This window comes from Halocola ammonii (assembly GCF_049334165.1).
Classification (GTDB): domain Bacteria; phylum Bacteroidota; class Bacteroidia; order Flavobacteriales_D; family Sanyastnellaceae; genus JBEGHD01.
On record NZ_JBEGHD010000019.1, the window covers coordinates 36955 to 52188 of the forward strand.

The window sequence follows — 15234 nt, forward strand, 5'->3', positions numbered from 1 at the left end:
AATAAGTCTAAAAATCAAGGAGAGCCTCCAGCACTGAAAAGTCTGGAGGTTTTTTATTTACTGAGCTAAGAGCTCACCGCAATCCAGGCCAGGAGTCCCATCCCGGTTTCCAGTGCACTCTCATCAATGTTGAAAGTGCTTGTGTGAACAGGCGAAGTGATACCTTTCTCTGTGTTTGCTGTTCCGAGTCTGTAGAAAGTAGCTGGAAACTGCTGTGAGTAGTAAGAAAAATCTTCGGCCGTCATTCTCCTGGGCAGCTCAACTACATTGTCTTTTCCGAGAAACTCTTCAGCGTGCATCCTGGCGCTGTCGGTAGTTGCCTCATCGTTGAAAAGTGATGGATAACCGCGATCGATGGTCAGATCACAAGTGCCGCCCATGCTTTCGACTAAACCGGTGATGAGCTTTTCAATTTTTTGGTGCGCTTCCTCGCGCCAGCTTTCATCAAAAGTTCTGAACGTCCCCTGAAGTTTCACTTCGTTGGGAATAACGTTCGTTGCTCCATGGGCGTGAACATCTCCAAAGGAAAGTACAGTGGGCATCTCCGGGTTCGACATTCGGCTGACCAATTGCTGAACAGCTACCAAAACATGACCGGTAATCAAAACCGGATCGACCGTTTTGTGAGGCATTGCTCCGTGGCCACCTTTTCCTCTTATCGTGAGAAAAATCTCATCACAAGAAGCCATGTAAGAGCCAGATCGAAAACCAACTTTTCCGACTTCGAGTTCCGGAAAAACGTGCTGGCCAAAAACCTTCTGCGGCCTTGGATTGTCGAGTGCGCCTTCCTTTAGCATCAGCGAAGCACCACCGGGAAGTTTTTCTTCTCCAGGCTGAAAAACCAAAAGATAAGTTCCTTCGAGCTCCTCCCTTATTTCATTCAAAATTTTGGCAGCGCCCAGGAGACAAGAGGTGTGCACATCGTGACCGCAGGCGTGCATCACGCCTTCCTTGGCGGATTTGTAGTCGAGATCATTCTCCTCAGTAATCGGCAGCGCGTCCATATCTCCGCGCAGAGCAATCGTCTTCTTCCCGGGATTCTTGCCTTCAATTTTTGCGACAATTCCAGTTTTTACAAATCCATCTTTGTAAGAAATGCTCCACTCATCGAGCTTGTCCTTCACAAATTTTGAAGTCTCAAACTCCTGAAAAGACAGCTCGGGATTGGCGTGGAGATGCCTTCTGAATTCTGTAATCTCCGAAAGGAATGACTTTGAAAGATTTTTGATTTTCTCTTTAAGTTCCATGGGAAGACGTGAGTTCTGCAATCGATTTCCAAACCATGCGAATGGCTACGTAAAGCATCAAAATTCCAAAAACGAGTTTGACCTTGTTTGGATTGAGCCGAAGAGAAATTTTTGAACCGAAGTAACCGCCAATAATAAAGGTCACAGCAATGATGGCTGCGTAAATCAAGTTCACATTTCCGGCCTTGTAATAGTTGTAGAACGCGAGGATTCCGATGGGCGGCAGCATGAGCGCGAGACTCGTGCCTTGCGCCTGAAATTGGGTGAGACCGAGAAAATAAACCAGACCCGGAACGATAACCACTCCTCCACCGACACCAATAAATCCGCTGAGCATTCCTGCAAAAATTCCTATCGCTACAAGGATGAGGACGGTGCCGATTGTGATCTCCATGGTTGGTTTCTCTTTCATTCTGAAGATCAAATGTAAATAAAGTTGGTCGATGAAATGCTCACCTCTTAGAAGTCGAGGTTGAGAGACAGGTAAAACTCGCGTGGCAACACCACTCCGTCATCAATTCCCCAGGCCCAGTCAACGCGCACAAAGTAGCCGAGGATTCTGGAGCGAAGCCCAAACCCGTAACCGAAAACCACCGGCTCTCTGTTGTTGTCGACAATCACAGTAATCGGATTGCTTTCGTATTCCTTTCTGTTGAATGTGTTTTCATCGGAGTAAGGCCCCGGACCTGTCCAGGCAGTTCCTGCATCTCCAAACGCCACAATCTGGAAATTTTCTACAAAGTCGGATTTAATAGGCTTGTTGAGGAAATATTTGAAAACCGGCCAGCGAATTTCGGCATTGGCGACCATAAAGGAATTTCCGTTTCGGGCATTCACCAGGAAACCACGCATTGGCGAAGCGAGCGTTTGGAAAAAATAATTTTGATCTTCGTCAATGTCGGTGTCGTCTTCCACTTCCTGGAAAAGCCAGTTGTCGACTCCTCCCAGATAGTGAACGATTCTTCTGGTACCGAAAGATGTGTTCCCCGCGAGGCGGAAAGCGGCAATCAAATCCCGGTGGATCGGTTCGTAATGGCGGAAGTCGAAACCGAGAACTTTCATGTCGGTGTCGGGATCGGTCGGCTCTCTGTAGTATTCAGCGAAAGCTTTAAACCTCGTACCGTTGTAGAGGTTCAATCCTTTCGAAAGAGTGTTGTCGAAGACGAACGCCAGTCGCACTCCCACATTGTAAGTATTCATATTTGGTTGAGCCAGGCTCGCTGGGTCTACTGAGAGAGCCGTAGTTCTGTCGTTTCTCAAAATGGCTGTTCCTCGCAAGCTGGTGAGCTCATCGAATGGATAGCTCAATTCGTACTCAAACATGTGTGTGTGATACTGTAGCACAGATGCTTGCGTAACTCTACGCTGTCCTTGTCTTTGGAAGGTGTATTGCTTGTCAATCCTTCCGGAAAGGTCCTGAAAAGAAACCCCATAGTCGTTGTTATCCAGATTTCCTGAAAGACGGAATCCTCCGATAATTTTATAGTCTTCAAAAAGATCGCTTATACCCAGCTTGATCAAACCGCTAATACCTGGAAAGACCGTGGTAGGCGAAGTGTAAGGTTGATAAAACTGGTTTGCAAATGTATTGTCCACCTGGCTGATCACGTAGTCAGTAGCAAAATTCAGCCTGTAGTTTTGTGACTGCGGCATCTCAAACTCCCACGGCTCGGGTTCTGGCTCCTGATCTGTGGTGTCACTTTTCGCTTTGGCATCTTCCGTGATTTCTTCCAGCCTTATCGTCTCCTTCTCAAATTCGTAATCGCGCTTGTCGTCCTGAAATTCGTAATTACGAATGTCGATTTCCAATTCCTGGCGAGCGGTGTCTTCTTTAAAAATCAAGACATTTTCACTTTCAATTCGCGATTGCGTGTCTCCAGAGCCAGGAGAGTCACCGGAATAAATGCGATCGGTCTCCTTGTTTTTCTTCACAAACATGGGCTTTCCGTCCTTGTAAAAAACCATTGTGTAATCACCGTCATCACTCTGAAAGTCGTATTCCAAAATATTTCGGGAATACTTGCTCAGCGGATTTTTTACTGTAAAATAGCGATAGTGAATCGTGGTATCAACTCTACTTATCGCACTGTCGATTCTTGCGATGTAGCGATTTTGAAAATCATTGGCATCGCTGAGGAAAGTGTAGTTTTCGTCATCGTAGGCGTAGGGTTGCGACTCGTTCACCTCCGGAGTGTCTGTGATTCTAGTCAGATCTCGAGATGAAATCTCCATCACGTAAATGTCCTTTTCAAGAGGGAATAGACCGTCAACATCTTCCTCAACTGGCTGCACTCCCGGGCGGTTCGAGGCAAAAATCACCTTATCGCCTTCGGGCAAAAAGCTGGGCTGAAGATCATCATAAACATCGTCAGTCAGTTTCGACTGGTTGTTACCGATCACCTGATAGAGATAAATATCTGTTTGTCCTTCGTGAACTCCGCTAAAGACCATTTGGCGACCGCTAGGCGAATACTCAAACGAAACGACCTTGTCAATTCGAAAGAGCTCTTTGATGGTTTCTTCCTTTTCTTCCAGGTTGTAGTTTCCGAGAAAAACGCGCCCCTTATCCTCAAAAATGTAAGTCAGAACCGGAGCTTGAGGATGCCAGGTGATAATTGGGTAGGAGTCGTCAATGATTCTGCGCAGCTTGTATTCGCGTTTCAAAATTTTGTCGAGCTTGCCCGACTCGATGTCGTAAATCCAAATTTTGTACTGACCCATTTGATTGGTCGTGAATGCCACCTTTTCACCATCCGGACTCATGGCAAATTCAGAGTAGGTGTACTTGTCTTTGAATTTTACGGGGAGGGCTCCCATCCGCTTGTCCATTCTTCTCTCCAGTCTGGCGAGTTTTCTCTGCTGGCGCTTCTCGGGCAGTGATTCCCATTCTTCGAGCTTTTCTTCTGTTTTGTCGGAGTAGAGCCTGTCGTATTCCGGCATGGAAAGCTGGCGCTGCTCCTCTCTAAAACGATTTCGGTAGTATTCCAAAAACTCTTCGGTGAGTGAACTGAGCGAAAGCCCGAGCACGTAGAGATAGCCGCTTTCGGCATTTCTACTGATGCGCGTCATGTAGAGAATATTTGGAATCACGTTTTCGCCATACACATCGGCAATGTATTTCCACAAGGCGTGACCAGCGTAGCGCGCTTCTTTGTCTTCAAGTCGATTGAACTTTTCAAACTTTCCGGTGAGCACTCCATCGCGGATGTAACTTCCGGCTTCTACGCTCCACTCTTCGGTAGCGTAAGAAATAATTCCTTCTTTAAACCAATTTGGGATTGTCAAAAGCGTGCTGTTTTTCAGCATGTCTTTCCAGTCGCCACCGTACATCATTTGGCTGAAGAGCACTTCCGCCAGTCCTTTTCGGATTTGATCGTTCAGTTTTTCATGACTGCCTTCATAGTAGACAAACATTTTGGATCCAACAATTCTGGTTGATCCTCCGATGTTGGTTTCGTTCTCCTGACCGAGGCCGATGTTGCTTTGTCTAAACTCACTTTGCTTGTTGTAGACAATGATTTGAATTTTGTCGTTGAGCGTGTAGTCGAAGAAGCTCTCGAGCTCCCGCTGATTTTTGATGGCTGAGCGAAGTACGTACTGAGCGAGTTCATCGCCTCCTCGGTAGTGATAGACTTCAAACTGATCGTGGTCGTAGTGTAGCCAGTTAAAGTCACGATACTGTACACGATTTTTACCAAATTCCTGCTGAGAACCTGTGTAGAATTGGGCTTCTGCACCAAAGGAAATCAGGAAAAGTGACAGGAGTAAAAATGTGTGTAAACGTATTCTCATTTGGGCCCAGCAGTAATGAGGGGTAAATATAACTAATTCGCAAGTTTCGTATTGTGCAAGAAAGACTTCAAAATCACAGGAAAATCGCGGTTCTTCAGAACTATCCTATAAAATATTGCACTGGCTAAATTTGTTCTTTAAATGTAACGGAATTTGAAGCTACAAAGTGATAACAAGCGAATCGTAGAAATACCCTAACTCGCCATTTCATTTATTGCATCTTGCTACACCTCCTTCCGAAACCTTAATTTTGCCGGCAAAACCCAAAGCATGTTGCACATTCAGTCTTTTACTTTTAGTCCATTTCAGGAAAACACGTATGTTCTTTTTGATGACAACAACTCCGCTGCGATCGTGGATCCGGGAGTTTACGATTCTCGCGAGCAAAAGCAACTGGTTGATTTCATAGAGTCGAAAAACCTGAAGGTGGAGCAGATTGTGAACACGCATTGCCACATCGATCACGTGTTTGGAAATGACTTTTGCGTCAACAAATACGATGTTCCATTGAGAGCTCACGAAGCCGACAAAGAAACACTTCAACAAGCGGAGATCGCTGCAAAAATGTACGGCCTCGACTACACGCCCTCCCCGGAGCCGACCTTCGATTTGAAAGAAGGCGACACGCTCGAAGTTGGAGACGAGAAACTTGAAATTCGCTTTGCTCCAGGCCACGCTCCGGGCCACGTAGTTTTTGTGCACCACGACAGCAAAACTGTGATTGGCGGAGATGTGCTCTTTAGAGGAAGCATTGGCCGAACAGATTTGCCAGGAGGAAACCACGATCAGCTTTTGAAATCGATTAGCGAAAAAATGTACAGCCTGCCCGATGATTTCACGGTTCACTCAGGCCACGGCCCCGAAACCACTATCGGATTTGAAAAGGCCAACAACCCGTTTGTTCGCGGTTAAGGTTTTGCTTTTTCGAGGGTAAAAGAAAAGGTCGATCCAACGTCCTCTTTACTTCTCACGTTGATCGCCTGACCGTGCGATTCTACGATGTGTTTCACAATGGCGAGCCCAAGTCCCGAGCCTCCCTGATGGCGTGAGCGGCTTTTATCCACTCTGTAGAAGCGCTCAAATATTCTCGGGAGGTGATCTTTTTCAATTCCCAGCCCATTGTCTGCAACTTCGATCAGAATGTTTTCGTCCATGTCGAAAAAGCGCACTTGCGTTTCACCATCCTGCCTTCCGTAGTTAATTGAGTTAACCAGTAAGTTGACGAGCACCTGCCCAATTTTCTGTCGGTCGGCATTCACCATGATTGGCTTTCCGTTTGGATTCTTCAGCTTCATGTGGATGTCGCGCTTCTTTGCCGTGTGTTCCAAAGATTCGAACATCTCTTTTGTCAGCTCCACGATGTCGAATTTTTGCTTGTTCAGGTTAAAATTCTCCGACTCAATTTTGGTAATCGAATCGAGATCTTCGAGCAGTGCAGAAATTCGATCCACGCCCTTGGCAGCTTTCAGCAAAAACTTGCGGTTGTTTTCAGGATCTTCAAGAGCTCCTTCGAGCAAGGTGAGGATGTAGCCCTGAATATTGAAAACAGGTGTCTTTAGCTCGTGGGCCAGGTTTCCTATAAACTCCTTTCTAAAGGTGTCCTTTTTTCGGAGATCCCGAATTTCGTTGATCTTGTCGTCAGCCCAGTGCTGCACATCCTGATTCACTTTTTCCAGCACATCTTCGTTCATGTCGAAAGTCTGCTTGGGAATTCCTTTTCCTCGCTTCAGGTTGTGAATCGTTTTGTAAACCACTCGCAATTTTTGGTAGATAAAGCGCTCTACAGACTGATAAAACACCAGATAGCCCACACCAAAGGTGAGTACAAGAATCGCCAAAGCAGCAAGCCACGGATAGCTCCCATCGAGCAAAAGCTCGGCTATCAGATAAACAACACTAACTATAGCAGCAGTAATGATGGCCGCCCTTAAGGCGACATTTTTAGGGGTGTCTAGAGACATTAACCTTCAAATTTGTAGCCTACTCCTTTAACCGTTTTGAAGTTGGATTCTCCTAATTTCTCGCGCAATTTTCTAATGTGAACATCAATTGTTCTGTCTCCCACGATCACATCATTTCCCCATACAGTGCTGAGGATATTTTCTCTGGTAAACACTCGGCCGGGCTGAGAAAGCAACAGTGAAAGCAGTTCAAACTCTTTCTTTGGCAACGACATCTCTTCGCCATCTCTCACCACCACGTAGCGATCTTTGTCGATAGATATGCCTTCTACTTTTTGCTTCTCCTCGGCAGGCAGACTGTCTTTTCTGCGCAGGAGGGCTTTCACACGACTCACCAAAACACGAGGCTTAATCGGCTTGGTGATGTAGTCGTCAGCTCCGGCATCAAATCCGGCAATCTGCGAGTAGTCCTCTCCACGAGCGGTCAAAAATGCAATCAGTGAGTTGTCGAGTTTGCTGTTTTCCCTGATCTGGATGCACGTTTCCATACCGTCCATTTCGGGCATCATCACATCAAGCAAAATCAGGTCGGGAATAGTTTTGTCAGCGATTTTTATCGCCTCTTTGCCGTTGTTGGCTACGTGTACTTCAAATCCTTCTTTCTCGAGATTGTATTTAATCAGATCGAGAATGTCCGGTTCATCATCTACCAGTAAAATTGTGTTACTGCTCATGGCTTCATTTTTATTGCCGCAAATCTATCCTCATCAGATTAACCCAAGGTTAACCATTCCTTAACTAAAACCGAAGTAGGCTCTGGTTCGGGAAAGAAAGGTAATAATTAATCAGAAAGTTCAGGCGATGCCTTTTCCATACATTTGCCCCAATCAACTGAGCCCATGGATTTTTTTCAAAATAAAGTGATTTGGATCACAGGAGCCAGCAGTGGCATTGGCGAGCACCTGACTTATGAGTTGGGAAAATCCTCTGCCAAAATTGTGATTTCAGCGAGAAGAGCGGAGGTTCTTGAGAAGGTGAAAAACGCATGCACTTTCCCACAGAATATCACCGTGCTTCCACTCGACCTCAGCAAACCCGAAACTTTTACCACAGCAGTAGAAAAAATCACTTCAGATCTGGGCAGAATCGACATTCTGGTAAACAACGGGGGAATCAGCCAGCGATCGCGAGCCGAAGAAACACCGGTAGAAATTGACCGAAAAGTAATGGAAGTGAATTTCTTCGGAAACATTGCCCTCACCAAAGCGGTGCTACCGACCATGAAAAGACAGGGATCGGGAAAAATCGTGGTAACCAGCAGTCTGATGGGAAAATTCGGTTTCTTTTTGCGCTCTGCTTATGCTGCTTCAAAACACGCCCTTCACGGTTTTTACGACTCATTGCGACTAGAGATGGAAGACGATGGCATCTCGGTGCTGCTCCTTTGCCCGGGGTTTATCCGGACCGATATTTCCAAAAATGCACTGGACTCTAGCGGAAAGAAAACCGGTGAGATGGACGATAACCAGGACAGCGGAATGAGCCCTGACAAAGCCGCTAAAGAGATCGTTCGCGCAATCCGCAAAAACAAAAAAGAAGTGTTGATTGGCAAAGGCGAAACATTTGGCGCTTACATGAAGCGTTTCGCTCCCGGCCTGTTCCACAAGATTTTGAAGAAGAAGAGTGCTAAATAAACCCTAAAGATGTTGAGTAACTGAATTGATAAATTCCCTATGAAGGAGAACCCACCGGGCTCCAATATTCGTAGAGGTATAATCGTGAAGTTCAATTCCGACCCCGGAATGGCTCGAATGTTTTCTTCTAAAAAAGCTCTGTCAAAAGGAAAGGTGCGACCCCGCTGGGGTCGATAACAAATCGCACTAATCCACTTAGCTTAGCTACAAATATTCGATGCCGCTGGCATCGTCCTAGAGCTGCGGTAAACACCCAGCTCACGCTATCGCTCAAACGTAGCTCCCCAGAGTAGCAACATTTTGGTAGAACAAGAATTGTCAATGTTTAAAAAAGTCCCGCAGGGACGAAATTGTGATAGCCCCGGGGTTCAACCCGTGGATTGAATGCGTAGATGAAGGCAAAGTGCCGGAGGTACGACAGACAATCTGCACCAAACAACATTTCTTGTCGGCCATGTCTACGACATTTTCTTTCATTGGGTGATCTTAAGCCCAATGGTTGAAACCATTGGCTACAGTGTGATCCGTGCCTACAGCACTCGCGGTTCTAAATTCCCTAAGAAGTCCCAGAGGAACGGTATTTCAGTAGACACGAAACTCCCATTGGGTCACGAGCTCCGGAGTAGCGACATTTTGGTAAAACAAGAGTTGTCAATCGTTGAAAGAGTCCCAGCGGGACGACATTTTGATAGCCCCGGGTTTCAACCCGGGGATTCGATTGCGGTGTTGTAAGAAGAGTGCCGGAGGTACGACAGAAGTTCTGCGCCAATGACTTTGTCAGACACAAAAAACCAACCCCGACCTCAATCTTTAATCCTGCTAAAACGCAGAGCTTTGAGCATATAATTTGGAAGTGGCTTCAGCGGATCGCGCTTTTCCACGTTTAGGTAGATTCCCCACTTTTCGATGATCGGCACCTTGTAGACTTCAATCAGCTCAATCCACGTTTCATCCGGATCGTCAATGTAGGTACAGTGAACCTTGGTGGTTCCCATATCGAGTGCTTCGTCACTGTCGCAAGTGAAACCAAAGCCTTCTTTTTTGAGCTCTTCACCCAGACGCTCCATTCCTTTCACGTCAAATCCGAGGTGAACAAATCCGAGGTCGGCCCAAATGCGATCATCAAAAATTTTGCGCGGCTCGCGGTCGAGAACCTGCACTAATTCGATGTAAGTACTACCAGTAACCCGAGCAAATCCACCTCCCGGTTGCTTCGACTGGGTGAGCAGCACTCTTCTCATTTTGTTTTCACCACCGGTAACTCCTCCTTTGAAATCGTCAAATACTTTGCTCTCATCGTAGATCACGCGATCGAAGCCGAGGATGTTTTTGTAGAGCGAAAAGGCTTTTTCCATGTCGCTCACGCCAATGGTGCATCCGAGCACACCACCGGAATGGTGGCCATTTTTGGAATACCACTCATCGTGCTCGAGGTACTGAAAAACATTGCCTTCGAGGTCGGTGAGATAAAAAGTACGATCGCCATTGGGGCGTTCAGAAATTTCGGTGAGCAGGTTGCAATCTTCCTCCTTACAGAATTTGTAAGTAGCATCGAGGTCTCTGCATTTCACCTGGGTGATGTAAATCCCGAGGTCGCCTAGTCGCGTGTCGAAAACGGCCGGCCTTGGATCGAAAGAGGTCGCTCGAATCACCTCCATGGCACAGCCGCCCTGCAGGTTCATCACCATCGAGGCGCGCTTGGTAATCGTTTCGTTTTTGGTGTAATAACGCATCAGCGGAGCTTCTGCTTCATCATCGAAAAAGGGAATGTCGAGGCCAAAAAACTTGCGGTAAAACTTTAGCGAAGCGTCCATGTCCTTCACGGCCACACCAACATGTTGAATGCCATTTATTCTCTTGTACATCAGTCGAAGCTTATCGGGTTATCTCTTTTGCCTGGTCAATTAGTTCAGTACGCAAATTTGCAATACGCTCGTTTTCAGATGCTGATTTCCTCAGTTTTCGTTTGCGGTTTGCGATGCGGAGAAAGCGCCAACTTTCTATCCAGTTCACCGCAAAAATACCACTTAAACCAGCGAATATCAAAAACGCACCAGCACTCCACCACCATGAAGTAATCAACAGTAAAACTACCGAAAGTATTATCCACCAGATGGGGAAAACAAACACTCCGAGGGCGAGCATGATGGAACTTTTAAAATGCGGATCGCGGATTTTAGTTTTCACTACCCAGTCGACCAGCAAAGCCGGAACCGCGTTGAGCAGTGCACCTAATGCAAACAAAGGAAAGAGTAACACTAAAATCAAATAAAGACCCGCTTCTGCAGCCGCTCCGGGAGTCTTGGTTTCGGCATCTTTTACACTGAGCCCCATTTTGCCCAGGGCAGACTCATATTTCGAAAAAACCTCTTTCAGCACTGCCACTTTCTCCCCTCGTCCCGAAGCATTTTTACTCCAACCATCGGTAAACTTTTTTAGCAACTTCCATCGTTCGAAGTATCCCCTGGGCCGGGCATCACCAATAGCACCCGACATTGCCAGTGGTTCGAGTTTTCTCACCAGACTGTAGTTTTCTTTGTCGGTGATGTTCACCATTTGCTCACCAATTCTCTCCTTCACCTCCTTCATCAGTTCGGTGTAGGCGCGGGCTGGCTCACTTTTGTAGAGTTCCACAAAGGGCTTCATGGAAATGGGTTTGCCATAAATGACGAGCAAATCTGCTCTGAACGTGGTGTACTCACTGAAGTCTATGCCCACAGGAATCACCTGCAGGTCGAGGTTGAAGTTTCCGCTTTCTTCTGCTCCAAAAGCCACGCGGGCGAGACCTTTTCGCATCGGACGCAAAAATTTTTTGTTGTTGTGGTTTCCCTCGGGGAAAAGTGAAATGGCTCCTCCAGATCGCAAACGCTTAAAGCATTCCTGAAAAATCACCTCGTTGAGCGCCACCTGATCGACCTTGTCTTTTTGACGGTAGATTGGGAGCATGTTCAAATGAGTCAGGAGACGATAAGCTGTAGGATTTTGAAAAATGTCGGCTCGGGTGAGAAAGCTCAATTGCTTCGGAGCAGTGACACAGCAAACGATAGCATCCATCAGCGCATTCTGGTGATTGGCAGCGAGCACAACGGGCGTTTCTCCTTTCGGGAAATTTTTGTGCCCAACGATCACGTAGTTTTTATAAAAAACTCTGGCACCGGCTCCCACCAGCACTTTCAGAAACGCGTATCCGATGGAAAATCTCTTCATCCTATCTCAGGCTGGCCCCCAATTGCTTTTGCAATGCATCGGTGATTTTTTGCATCACCTTGTCGATCTGCTTGTCTTTGAGCGTTTTTTCATCGTCTCGCAGAATGAAGCTCACCGCGTAAGATTTCTTTCCTTCTTCGAGATTCTTCCCTTCATAAACATCGAAAAGGTTGACATCACGAAGGAGCTTTTTCTCCTGCTTGCCGGCAATGTCCACGATGTTTTGGAAGCTCACCGCTTTGTCGAGCAGGAGCGACAGGTCTCTTCGAACTTCCTGGTAGCGCGGCAGCACACTTGCTTTCACTTTGTTGATCACCGATTTTTCGATCACCACATCCCAGTCGATTTCTGCGTAGAAAACCGGGTTTTTCAGTGAGAATTTTTTCATCCATTCGCCATTTACCCAGCCGAGCTGCGCAAGTGGTTTTTTGTGAATCGAGTACTGCAAGCCATCTTCGAGAAATGGCAAATCGGCTCCCGAAGTTTGAAGTGCTTTGGAAAAACCAAGTCGATCGAAAAGTCTGTCGACAGATCCTTTCAGATCGGCAAACTGCAAGTCCTCATCCGGATTGTTCCAGCTTTCGGGATATTTTTTTCCCGTCATCACCAGAGCCAAACGCTGAGATTCGGAATACTTGCGATCACCTTTCTTCTGGTAAATTCTTCCAAACTCGTACATCTTCAAATCCGCGTTGCGGAAATTCTGGTTGAGCTCCACGGCTTCCAAAAGTTGAAAAACCATCGACTGGCGCATCACACCGAGATCCTGGCTCAGTGGATTTAGAATCTTCACGGCCTTTTCGGGAGTGATCCCTCCGGCATTGAGCTCTTCGGCATAAGACGATTTTGTGAGCGAATTCGACATCGCCTCTACAAATCCGCGCGAAGTCAAAAAGTCTGCAACGCGATCGGTGATTTTTTCGGGGTCCGGCTTGGGAGCGTACGACAGCGAGGTTCTCATGTACTGCGGAATCTCCACATTGTTGAATCCGTAGATTCTCAAAATCTCTTCCACCACATCGGCTTCGCGCTTCACATCCACGCGGTAGGGCGGCACTGCGAGTTTCCACTGGTCGGGAGCACGATCTTCGATCACGATGTCGAGATCAGCAAGAATCTGCTCCATGGTTTCATCCTCAATTTCTTTCCCGATGAGTTTGCGTATGCGATCGGGGTTCACCACCACTTCGAAAGCTGCAGCCGGCTGCGACTGAATGTCGATGATGTCGGAAGCGACCTTACCACCGGCAATATCGCAGATCAGGTTTGCAGCGCGCTTCAGTGCGTAAATGGTGATTTCAGGATCCACTCCTCTTTCGAATCGGAAAGAAGCATCGGTGCTGAGTCCGTGGCGTTTTGCTGTTTTCCTGATGTAAACAGGATCGAACAGCGCACTTTCGAGGAAAATATTCTTTGTGTCTTCGGTAACTCCCGAATTGATTCCGCCAAAAACTCCGGCAATACACATTCCGCCTTCGGCATTGCAAATCATCAGGTCCTGGTCGGAGAGTTCTCTCTCTTCCTCGTCCAGTGTTGTGAATTTAGTTTTATCAGCCAGCGTTTTCACGATCACTTTTTCGCCTTTTATAGCAGCGTAATCGAACGCGTGCAACGGCTGACCGAGCTCGTGGAGTACAAAGTTGGTCACGTCAACCACGTTGTTTATCGGTGAAAGTCCGATGGAGCGCAATCTGTTCTGCAACCAGTCGGGAGAAGCTTCGACCTTCACATCGCGGATGGTGACTCCGGCATAGCGAGGAGCAGCTTCTTTGTTTTCAACCTCAACATTGATGGGCAGCAAATCGCCATCGATAGAGAAACTGTCCACATCCGGCCATTTCACTTCTGCGTTGGGGTTGCCTTCGATGCCGCGCATGTTTTTGAGCGCAGCCTTCAGGTCGCGCGCCACACCAATGTGACTAAATCCGTCAGCGCGGTTTGGCGTGAGGCCTATTTCAATTTGATAATCGTCTTCCACCTGAAAAAATTCACTGGCAGCAGTTCCGGGTTTGGCCTCCGGGTCGAGCACCATAATTCCATCGTGACTTTCTCCCAGTCCGATTTCGTCTTCAGCACAGATCATTCCCCACGATTCTTCACCGCGAATTTTGCCCTTCTTGATTTTGAACGGATCGCCTTCAGTCGGGTGGATTTCAGCACCGATGGTGGCTACAACTACTTTTTGTCCCGCATCTACATTGGGCGCTCCACAGACAATCTGTAGTGGATCTCCGCCTCCAACATTCACTTTTGTGACGTTCAGTCGGTCGGCATTTGGGTGGCTCCACTTTTCGAGCACTTCACCGATCACGAGGCCGCGCAGACCGCCCTTCACGGATTCAATTTTCTCCACTCCCTCTACTTCCAGTCCGGTGGCGGTAAGGATTTCAGCGATCTTCTCAGGCGAGAGATCGGTATCAATGTATTGCTTGAGCCAGTTGTATGAAATCTTCATTTGCTGTTGGTTGACAAACGTTCAGGGTTAAAAACTGATGACATTTCCACCCTCAAAATTTTAGGTCAGCAAAGGTAGAAATAATGGGGGAATGGTGCTATTAATCGCTTTTGTAGATCACTAAATTTCAGTGTAACTTTAGCTAATCTTAAACATCAATCATTTTGAACCGAAGATTTGCTACTTGATCAAACCCATATCAAAAACAATTTCTTTCTCATCCTGGGCTTCCTTTTTCTTTTTCTCTCTGTCACTGCGCAGCAACAGGAGCGATTCAACGTCCGATTTGACAGTGGTTTTCCAAATACACTTCTCATGAGCGTGATCGAAGTGGAGAATGGCTATGTCAGTACCGGATTCCTGGGAGACTCCATCTCCAATAATCGCCCAATGATTTTTGCCAAATTTGATTACGAAGGAAATCTGTTGTTTCAAGAGGTTCATGGATCCGGTGGATCGGAATACTTTTCTTCTCAAAACCCAGATTTGTTTTTCTACAATGATACTGTACTAATCCATAGTGGAGTATCTGGGGAACTAGGCTATCCCACAAAAGCCTATATTGCTAAATTTAATCTTGAGGGTGACACATTAAACTTGCTTCGCTACTATTCACCTAATCCTGATCCAGAATATAGCTTTTACTCCACGCTTAAAGTGACACCCTCCTCTAGTGGTAATATGTTTCTATTGGCAAATTTTAGTCAAGCGATTACTCAAGGAGACTTCATTATCAGAAAAATAGCACAAACAGGTGAAATCATTTGGGAATACGAGTACGTAACAGACCAGGACCCCGACTACTGCCGGGTAAACATCCCCACCGATGACGGAGGGGTGATTGCCATTGCTAAAATTGGCGTGTCGGGTGAAGAACCCAACTATCATCATATTTTCAAATTAGATGTTGATGGTGAACTTGATTGGGAGTATGAGTC

Annotated in this window: 11 protein-coding genes; 3 read left to right on the forward strand and 8 right to left on the reverse strand. The window is 46.7% G+C overall.

Features of this window, described 5'->3' with window-relative positions:
- Positions 1-65: 65 nt before the first annotated feature.
- From ABHV44_RS15480 to ABHV44_RS15490, 3 genes are read right to left on the reverse strand one after another with little or no spacing between them, the layout of a single operon-like run.
- Positions 66-1247 (reverse strand): M20 metallopeptidase family protein, encoded by a 1182-nt coding sequence (locus ABHV44_RS15480; RefSeq protein WP_459075625.1) that lies wholly within the window; start codon positions 1245-1247, stop codon positions 66-68.
- Positions 1237-1659, reverse strand: a complete 423-nt coding sequence (locus tag ABHV44_RS15485; protein WP_459075626.1) for a sulfite exporter TauE/SafE family protein — start codon at positions 1657-1659, stop codon at positions 1237-1239. Before ABHV44_RS15485 ends, ABHV44_RS15480 begins: the two co-directional genes overlap by 11 nt.
- 47 nt (positions 1660-1706) lie before the next feature.
- Positions 1707-5039 (reverse strand): hypothetical protein, encoded by a 3333-nt coding sequence (locus ABHV44_RS15490; RefSeq protein ID WP_459075627.1) that lies wholly within the window; start codon positions 5037-5039, stop codon positions 1707-1709.
- Between the two features lie 270 nt (positions 5040-5309).
- Between ABHV44_RS15490 and ABHV44_RS15495 the strand changes: the two genes are divergently transcribed.
- A complete protein-coding gene (locus tag ABHV44_RS15495; RefSeq protein WP_459075628.1) occupies positions 5310-5951 on the forward strand; it encodes an MBL fold metallo-hydrolase in 642 nt (213 codons plus the stop codon).
- Here ABHV44_RS15495 and ABHV44_RS15500 read toward each other — a convergent pair.
- On the reverse strand, positions 5948-7000 hold the full coding sequence (locus ABHV44_RS15500; protein ID WP_459075629.1) for a sensor histidine kinase: 1053 nt from the start codon (positions 6998-7000) through the stop codon (positions 5948-5950). The two genes, ABHV44_RS15495 and ABHV44_RS15500, sit on opposite strands and share 4 nt — an antisense overlap.
- The gene (locus ABHV44_RS15505; protein WP_459075630.1) at positions 7000-7674 is read right to left on the reverse strand and encodes a response regulator transcription factor; all 675 of its coding nucleotides are present in this window, start codon (positions 7672-7674) and stop codon (positions 7000-7002) included. The genes ABHV44_RS15500 and ABHV44_RS15505 overlap by 1 nt, the downstream gene beginning before the upstream one ends.
- A gap of 165 nt (positions 7675-7839) precedes the next feature.
- Here ABHV44_RS15505 and ABHV44_RS15510 point away from each other — a divergent pair, with 165 nt between their 5' ends.
- Entirely contained in the window at positions 7840-8634 is a 795-nt protein-coding gene (locus tag ABHV44_RS15510) for an SDR family oxidoreductase (RefSeq protein WP_459075631.1), read from the forward strand.
- An 803-nt stretch (positions 8635-9437) separates the two neighbouring features.
- On the opposite strand, the gene ABHV44_RS15515 is transcribed toward ABHV44_RS15510, so the two are convergent.
- The 3 genes from ABHV44_RS15515 to pheT are packed head-to-tail and all read right to left on the reverse strand — an operon-like array spanning position 9438 to position 14296.
- Positions 9438-10499: a VOC family protein gene (locus ABHV44_RS15515; RefSeq protein WP_459075632.1), complete on the reverse strand. Its 1062-nt coding sequence runs from the start codon at positions 10497-10499 to the stop codon at positions 9438-9440.
- Between the two features lie 10 nt (positions 10500-10509).
- Positions 10510-11841 (reverse strand): 1-acyl-sn-glycerol-3-phosphate acyltransferase, encoded by a 1332-nt coding sequence (locus ABHV44_RS15520; protein WP_459075633.1) that lies wholly within the window; start codon positions 11839-11841, stop codon positions 10510-10512.
- A gap of 1 nt (position 11842) precedes the next feature.
- Positions 11843-14296, reverse strand: coding sequence for a phenylalanine--tRNA ligase subunit beta (gene pheT, locus ABHV44_RS15525; RefSeq protein ID WP_459075634.1), 2454 nt, complete (start codon positions 14294-14296; stop codon positions 11843-11845).
- 315 nt (positions 14297-14611) lie between these two features.
- On the opposite strand from pheT, the gene ABHV44_RS15530 reads away from it, so the two are divergent.
- Positions 14612-15234, forward strand: a 623-nt coding sequence (locus ABHV44_RS15530) for a hypothetical protein (protein WP_459075635.1), incomplete at its 3' end; no start/stop codon positions are given.

Coding starts and splice junctions, on each gene's coding strand:
- ABHV44_RS15480 (WP_459075625.1), bottom strand. CDS start 1,247: ATGGAACTTAAAGAGAAAATCAAAAATCTTTCAAAGTCATTCCTTTCG.
- ABHV44_RS15485 (WP_459075626.1), bottom strand. CDS start 1,659: ATGAAAGAGAAACCAACCATGGAGATCACAATCGGCACCGTCCTCATC.
- ABHV44_RS15490 (WP_459075627.1), bottom strand. CDS start 5,039: ATGAGAATACGTTTACACACATTTTTACTCCTGTCACTTTTCCTGATT.
- ABHV44_RS15495 (WP_459075628.1), top strand. CDS start 5,310: ATGTTGCACATTCAGTCTTTTACTTTTAGTCCATTTCAGGAAAACACG.
- ABHV44_RS15500 (WP_459075629.1), bottom strand. CDS start 7,000: ATGTCTCTAGACACCCCTAAAAATGTCGCCTTAAGGGCGGCCATCATT.
- ABHV44_RS15505 (WP_459075630.1), bottom strand. CDS start 7,674: ATGAGCAGTAACACAATTTTACTGGTAGATGATGAACCGGACATTCTC.
- ABHV44_RS15510 (WP_459075631.1), top strand. CDS start 7,840: ATGGATTTTTTTCAAAATAAAGTGATTTGGATCACAGGAGCCAGCAGT.
- ABHV44_RS15515 (WP_459075632.1), bottom strand. CDS start 10,499: ATGTACAAGAGAATAAATGGCATTCAACATGTTGGTGTGGCCGTGAAG.
- ABHV44_RS15520 (WP_459075633.1), bottom strand. CDS start 11,841: ATGAAGAGATTTTCCATCGGATACGCGTTTCTGAAAGTGCTGGTGGGA.
- pheT (WP_459075634.1), bottom strand. CDS start 14,296: ATGAAGATTTCATACAACTGGCTCAAGCAATACATTGATACCGATCTC.